Below are 6,569 nucleotides of genomic sequence, written 5' to 3'. Positions count from 1 at the left end.
CCCCTATCTCGTCGGCTATCTGCCGTATCGTTTTCATACTTTCACGAACAGGCCCACAGGACACACACCCTTAAACCCAGGCGTAGATATGTACCAGCAAGCAGGGCCTGTCGGCTCCCAGGCTACTTCAAGGGTAATCTCGTGCCAGCCATCTGGAAACAGAGCTGTAAATCCCTCTCCTGCGTGTATGCCGCGCCCTTCCAAGAGCAGACGAGGGTGCGGATCATCGTCTGCCGGATCGGGAAGCTGTATCTGCGCGATCCTCTCTTTATCCCAGCTCATAGACCTTTCCTCCTTCCCCTAAAATAAGTCGCTATGCGATCCCGTCCGGGTAAGATATAAAATCAGCTCGTCCCCGTCCACTTCGTAGATCAGCAACCAATCCGGCGTAATGTGGCACTCACGACACCCCGCATAGTCCCCGGAAAGCTGGTGATCCCTGTTCTTCTCCGGCAACGGCTCCCCCGCAGCCAGCTTTTTAATAATATCGGTCAGCAAAGAAATATCAAAGCCGCGCTTTTTCACACGCTTCAAATCCTTCTGAAACTTTGTGGTTGGTCTTATGTTATACATCGGCAAGCAGCTCCTCCATCATCTGATCGACATTGGAATAGGTCTTGCCGAGGCTCGGATCGGCCTTCATTCTCTTTACTTCCTGGATTGCTTCGACGGTTTCTGCGTTCGGCACATCGCCGCTGATTTCAAAGGGTATTCTATACTCTCTCACCGCCTTACGAGCAAAAACATTGAACGCCGTTGTCATCGTCATTCCCATATCAGCACAGAACGCCTCAAACTGCCGCTTCAAATCTGCGTCCATACGAATGTTAATATTTGTATTCGCCATAGATAGCAACTCCTTTCACTCTTATTATATACATTGTATCATTTTTTATTTACAATGTCAATACATTTTCCTGCCCGTTTCCCCAAGCCCTGGCTCTTAAACTTCTGCCCTGGTATGTACGCATTTAGGTGGCAAAAAAGCCTTGATTTATGCGGCTTTCCGGGCGCGGTAGAGAGGGGGCCGGTATATTTACCCTCGGAGGGCTGAAAACGGCTTCTAAAGCGTAACAGGGGCCTTTCTGGGCCTTATTCCTGGCCTCCATTGTGCAGCGCGTCCAGGAGCCAATCGCTTAACTCCTGGGAAGGGGACACCTGCACTGTTATATGCCCATTTTCAAAGCGTACCGCTGGCGGCGGGCAATCCCACCACTTACGGACGGTTTTCGGATCAAGGCCAGTTTCCCGGTGACAGTCAGCCTTGCGCCCCTCCGGGTACTGCTGCCGCCATTCATAAACCCGCACCTGAGCCGTTCCGCTGCCTTTAGGCCGCCCGTTCCCTTCTCTCCAATCCTTTTTCCCTTGCTGTTTCGCTTTAATATCCCGAATAGCTCTTGCAATTTCAAGATGATCTGCTTGTCTTTGAAAATTACGCTTATTGACAGGCATAGTCAGGCCGGAGAGCTTCGCTATATCGTCCCTGGGGAATGTCACATAGTCCTCATTGAACATTTCCAGAGCGCACACCACATCATCTTTTGTAAAGCGGTTTATATCCTCCACGCTCATATCATCGTAGGGCCGAAGCAGCGCGAAAGCGTCCCGGCGCAGCTCGTCCTCGTCTATCCCGCATTTTTTCGCATAAATCGCCAGCGTCATAATGCCATAGAAACGATGGCCCACCCGGATTTCATCGGCGATCCGGTGCAGCCACCAGTCGTAAAGGTCACGCTTAACCGTCCATCGGCCCCGCCGCTCCTTCTTGACGATCCGCCGCTCATACCAATCCGGGTACTTCTCTTTCGCCTCGGCCAGCGACAGGCGGCTCTTTCTCATAAGCCCCTCAAGCCGCTGCTGTTCCCCGTTGCTGTCCGGGATATAATCAAGCAGCCACGCCAGCTCCACCGGCCCGCCGAGCCGGAACGCCCTCACAGGATACTCACGCCCCAGCTTCGAGCCGGAGCCGACCACCCGAAAGCCCTGCAAAATCCCCTGCATTTGCGGCTCCTTGATAGTGGAGGTAAACTTATTCCAAATCTGCCGGGTAAGGGAATATTTCAGCTCTTTCAAGCATTTCTGGTTGTACGGGTACATAGGCACCGGCTCTTTCAGCACATAATACAGGTGAAGCCCTGTCCCGCTGTTTACAACAAAGGTTGCCTGGGGCAAAATATCCTTATTCATCTGGTGCAGCGTGTCCCGGAGCTGAGGCATACCCACCCCGTCCAGGTCAAAGACCAGAGCATAGAGATACCGGGCATTTTTGCCACACCGCCGCCGCCCAAAATAAGAAATCGGGGACATAATCGTAAAATCGGTGTCTTGCAGCTCCCGCAGCTCGTCCAGCTCGTCAGTGATGGTACAGCGTTTCGCTTTACCGTCCCCCTCGATCTGCAAGGCAATCCCCGTTGCCTTGTCAACCTCACCTTTCGGCACCGTCACCGCAATTCCATTTCCCTTCCTGTCCTCAAAATGACCCTTCCTCTCGAAAGATCCTTCCGGGAAGATCTCACGATAAAACTCATACGGCTCCACCGGCTCCAAAAACTTCTCTAAATGCTCGTTCTTTTCCCTGTAAAGTTCCCGCAGCCGTTCCAGAGCTTCTTGCTGATCCGCCATTCCTTACACCTCTTTTCGTACATTCTGCAAACCCACAGGGGGAAAAGGGGGAGCCAAAGAGCGGCCCCAAAGGGGCCTTAAAGAGAAAGTCACCTCCCCCTTTTCCCCCTCGCTCTGGGGCATGGAAATGATGGAAAACCTTTCAGGTTTACCACATTCCCACACCCCGCCGCTCACCCCCATAACCCCCTCCGACTTTCTCCCTGTCCGAGAGAGAATATTTTATTATTTTTCTCCCTGGCCTAAAGGCCATAGGGGGGCATATATTATCAATATATTTTATTCCCTATTTTACAACCCACTAACTCCCTGCCATCTCCCATACCCCATAGGGGGCATATATTATCAATATATTTTATTCCCTATTTTTACTGTTATTATAGCCTGTCCGGGCGGCTCTTGCAAGGCCCCCTGACAGGCTTCTTTTACAGCTCCATACCACCCCAGGTATGGCCCCGTTCCTGCTCTCTTTCCGGCTGCTGCACCTCTGGCACAGGTAGTAGCTCACGCGCCTTTTCGACCAGGGGCCGGAACTGCTCTGGCAAGTGCCGATCCAGGAAATCCAGCACCGCCCCGATCCCTTCCTGAAGCCGCGCCGAAAACCCGCGCTCCCGGCTCAAATCTTCTTCCAGGTATTCCACCTGCACTTTAAGCTGCCGGTTTTCATTTTCAAGCCGCTGCCGCTCCTGGGCCTCCTTCAGCTTTTCTTTCGTCGAGGGGATTTTCTGCTGAAGCTGTTGGTTTTCTACCTTCAGCTCCCGCACCTTCTGCTCTGCCGCCGCGCCCCGGATCACCGCCGCCTTCAGCTCCTTCACCTGCTCCACCGTCACGCCCTTGACGGCCCCTGTCAGCGTCTTTTCCGGCTGTATTGCGTCCAGATCGGGCTTGACCTTCTCAACCGCTTTCAGCAGCTTCACATTCCCTTGCAGGGCCTTTCTCTGCTTTTCCAGGGCCGCGATCTCCTGCTCTGCCGCTGTCACCTGTTCCTGGATAGCTTCAAGCCGCTGGGCCGCTGCTCTGTACTCTGGCAGCTCCATATGAGGCCGACCACCGCCTAAGCTGATAATCTCAAACTCGTGCGCCTGGGCGATTTCCGTTAGGGCTTCTTTCTCCCGTTCCATCCAGGCTTTCCATTCCGTCTGCTTCCGGCCCATCCCTTCAAATCCCTGCTGCTTTAACGCTTGTTTCATTGATACCCGCGTCGAAAGGCCCCGGCTCTGCTCCGTTGCCACCGGCACGAAGTCCACATGGAGGTGGGGCGTGGCCTCGTCCATGTGCAGCACCATATTGAACACCCGCAGATGAGGATTGCGCTCCTGGAAGGACTCTGCAAACTCTTTGAGAGCTGCCGCCGCCCGTTCCCCTCCAGGGGAGCCGCACCCGCAGTCTATCAAGTTGCCGATCTGGAAGATAGCCTCATGAAATAGCTTTTCCTGCTTGCTCTGCCGGATATGCTCATAGTAGTCTGGTATCTTGTCCCTGGTCTTTTTCTTTTTGGCATTGTAGGCAGCCAGGGCTTCATCGAAAAGTTCGTGGTACACCTTTTTCAAATCCTCGTTGCAAAAGGTGACATTCTGCCCCGACCTGCTCCGGTCTACATTCGCCGCTGAAAAGCTCCTGTTGTTGTGCCGGATGCTTCCCCGGCCCGTCATTCCCGAAATGGTTGTACCTATAAAATCACCCGTCCCTTTCCTGCAAAAAGCCCATATCTTACTATTCCTATTTTACCATAACTGGCCGCAGGCCACAACCTCTTTGTTACTTTCTTGTGAGAAAGTAACGCAAAAGCACTTTCACACCGCCGCCCCTTTGGGGCTGGCAGTATGAAAGTGCTTTTGCGCGCTCCCGCGGGGGATTGCCGGAGCTGCCAACCGCTACGGTTTCCCGCTGCTTTCGGGCGGCTCCGGCTGGGGCTTCGGCCACACTGTCAAATTACTGCTTTATGTTCTGCAAAATTTCCTCAACCGTCGTTCTGTACAACTTTGCCAGCGCAATCAAATTAGAGGTACTCGGATCACATTCTCCTAAAACCCTGGATGTAACAATAAGGCACCCAGCATTAAATTCGTGCCAGATGCCTTTCCTTTCAAACGCCAATGTTGCTTGGAAATCTATGTGTACATAAAAACGCCTTGAAGCGCTCAATCCCTTTCATCAGCATAAAGCTGCCCGCATCCAGCACCGATATCAGAACCAAATTGCATTCTGGCAGCCACGCTGATACGGTTGGAATGCAGAATATCACTGAAGTTTTTAATGGTTTCGTTATTTGAAGCGATAAACTTTCGTGCCGTCTTATCTGTTACGTTATATGGGATAAGATCAACATGATATAGATAGGACAACGCTCCCCGGCTCAAAATAAGGTGTGCTAACGCTTTCGCATGTTCTGCCGAGTCATTGATTCCGCCCAGCATAATATAAGCCAAAAACAATCGCCTTTTGGTATTGGCGACATGCGCATCCAACGCATCCATCACTTTATGGAGCGGATAAGTTTGATTGATCGGCATCAGTTCCGAACGTTGCTTTTCAAAGGGCGAGTGCAGCGAAAAGGCTAAATTTACCTGCGGAAAATCGCGGGTCAGCCGTTTTATGCCAGGTATCATTCCAATCGTCGATATGGTAATGCGTCGCTGGCTTAATCCGAACAAAGACGGGTTTGTCAGGATTTTTAATGCGTCAAATAAATTGGGATTTGCAAACGGCTCGCCCATTCCCATAAAAGAAACACTGTTCATTTTATGCCCTGCGAGATAAAAATACAGAATTTGATCTGTTATTTCGTCAGCGGTCATATTGCGTTTGTGTCCGATAGCACCGGTTGCGCAGAATTTGCAGCCAAATCCACAGCCGCATTGGGATGAAATGCAAAAAGATTCCCATCCTTTTTTGTAATGCAGGTTTACCGTTTCGACGCAGTTGCCATCCTTTAATTGAAAAAGCACCTTATCTGCCTGACCAGATGCCTGGTGTGCAATCGGAACAAGGCCGCAGGCAGAGGCTCCAAAAGTTTCTGCCAAATTTGCTCTTAATCTTTCCGGCAGCATATACATGGCATGAAAGTCAGAAACATGTTGTGCAAAAATCATCTTTATCAATTGCTCATAGCGATAATCCGGAAAATTCATTTCCGATATACATCGCTTCATAACGTCATATTTTGAATAAATCATGTAGGCTTTTCTCCTCTTATTTTTAGTCCGCAAGTCTTTCAATACTTCACCTAAATTTTGCTTAAGGACGCTCTTTTCAGCTCTTACATCTTTAGACCTAATATATTTCTTCAAAGCTCGAATAATTAAGATAACCAGATAGATAAATAGCCCGAAAAGACCTGCATAGATGATCAAAGAAATAACCAGCATTGGTGCCGCTATACTCATATTTGTTCCTCCTTTCTGATCATCATTTTAGCAATAACTTCTCGGTTGCTACCATCAATTATTGAGCAACTTTAAGTTGCTTTCTACTTTCCAAACAGTTTACTAAACCACCCGCGCTTTTGCTCCGGCTCCTGGCCCTGCTGATCCGCTCCGGCCTCCCCGGTAAGAAGCTGCTGCTGGATTGTCCCCGCGTGAAGGGCCTGGGCCGCCGCTGCTGTCTGCTGGGCGGCAAGCAGCGCCGCGCTGACCTCTGCCAGCCTTGCGTTTAGTTCCTCAATCTGCCGGTCTTTCACTTCAAGCTGCCCCTGCAGCGTGTCGATGGTGGCCTGCAAAACTGCTACCACTCCGGCCTCTTGCGACTGCTCCGGCACCGCTCCAATGGAGCGCTCCGTATGCGTATCCGTATGCGCTCCATTGGAGCGGTCATCTTTCAAAAAATCTTGTTTTATCAGGGTTTCAGCCTGCTCCGATAGATACAATACCCCCTGCTCCGTATGCGTATACGGAGCGCAAACCGTATGCAGCTTGCCTTTGTATCGCTTATAGACCGCCTGCTTTGAT

General features: G+C 51.1%; 8 protein-coding genes. All 8 read right to left on the bottom strand.

The annotated features are described in order from the left end of the window. Positions 1-33: 33 nt before the first annotated feature. Positions 34-282: a hypothetical protein gene (locus DWW13_RS17575; RefSeq protein WP_087295647.1), complete on the bottom strand. Its 249-nt coding sequence runs from the start codon at positions 280-282 to the stop codon at positions 34-36. A gap of 18 nt (positions 283-300) precedes the next feature. Further along, positions 301-573, bottom strand: coding sequence for a type II toxin-antitoxin system YafQ family toxin (locus DWW13_RS17570; protein WP_066859802.1), 273 nt, complete (start codon positions 571-573; stop codon positions 301-303). Then, positions 566-847 carry a type II toxin-antitoxin system RelB/DinJ family antitoxin gene (locus tag DWW13_RS17565; protein ID WP_087295645.1) on the bottom strand — a complete coding sequence of 94 codons (282 nt, stop codon included), beginning with the start codon at positions 845-847 and terminating at the stop codon, positions 566-568. Before DWW13_RS17565 ends, DWW13_RS17570 begins: the two co-directional genes overlap by 8 nt. 245 nt (positions 848-1,092) lie before the next feature. Next, complete coding sequence (locus tag DWW13_RS17560; RefSeq protein WP_117515908.1) at positions 1,093-2,622, bottom strand: hypothetical protein; 1,530 nt, start codon at positions 2,620-2,622, stop codon at positions 1,093-1,095. Positions 2,623-3,047: 425 nt separating this feature from the next. After that, the gene (locus DWW13_RS17550; RefSeq protein WP_177592980.1) at positions 3,048-4,274 is read right to left on the bottom strand and encodes a plasmid recombination protein; all 1,227 of its coding nucleotides are present in this window, start codon (positions 4,272-4,274) and stop codon (positions 3,048-3,050) included. A 106-nt stretch (positions 4,275-4,380) separates the two neighbouring features. Continuing rightward, on the bottom strand, positions 4,381-4,545 hold the full coding sequence (locus DWW13_RS18920) for a hypothetical protein (RefSeq protein ID WP_158579779.1): 165 nt from the start codon (positions 4,543-4,545) through the stop codon (positions 4,381-4,383). Between the two features lie 218 nt (positions 4,546-4,763). Beyond that, positions 4,764-5,798 carry a 23S rRNA (adenine(2503)-C(8))-methyltransferase Cfr(E) gene (gene cfr(E) / locus DWW13_RS17545; RefSeq protein WP_118019828.1) on the bottom strand — a complete coding sequence of 345 codons (1,035 nt, stop codon included), beginning with the start codon at positions 5,796-5,798 and terminating at the stop codon, positions 4,764-4,766. A 293-nt stretch (positions 5,799-6,091) separates the two neighbouring features. Next, positions 6,092-6,569 (bottom strand): hypothetical protein (locus DWW13_RS17540; protein WP_199674876.1); only part of this gene is annotated, 478 nt, incomplete at its 5' end.

It is taken from the genome of Blautia sp. AF14-40 (assembly GCF_003479665.1).
Classification (GTDB): domain Bacteria; phylum Bacillota; class Clostridia; order Lachnospirales; family Lachnospiraceae; genus Fusicatenibacter; species Fusicatenibacter saccharivorans.
Note: the sequence above shows the minus strand (reverse complement) of the source record. Positions and strands in the feature narration are given on the sequence as shown.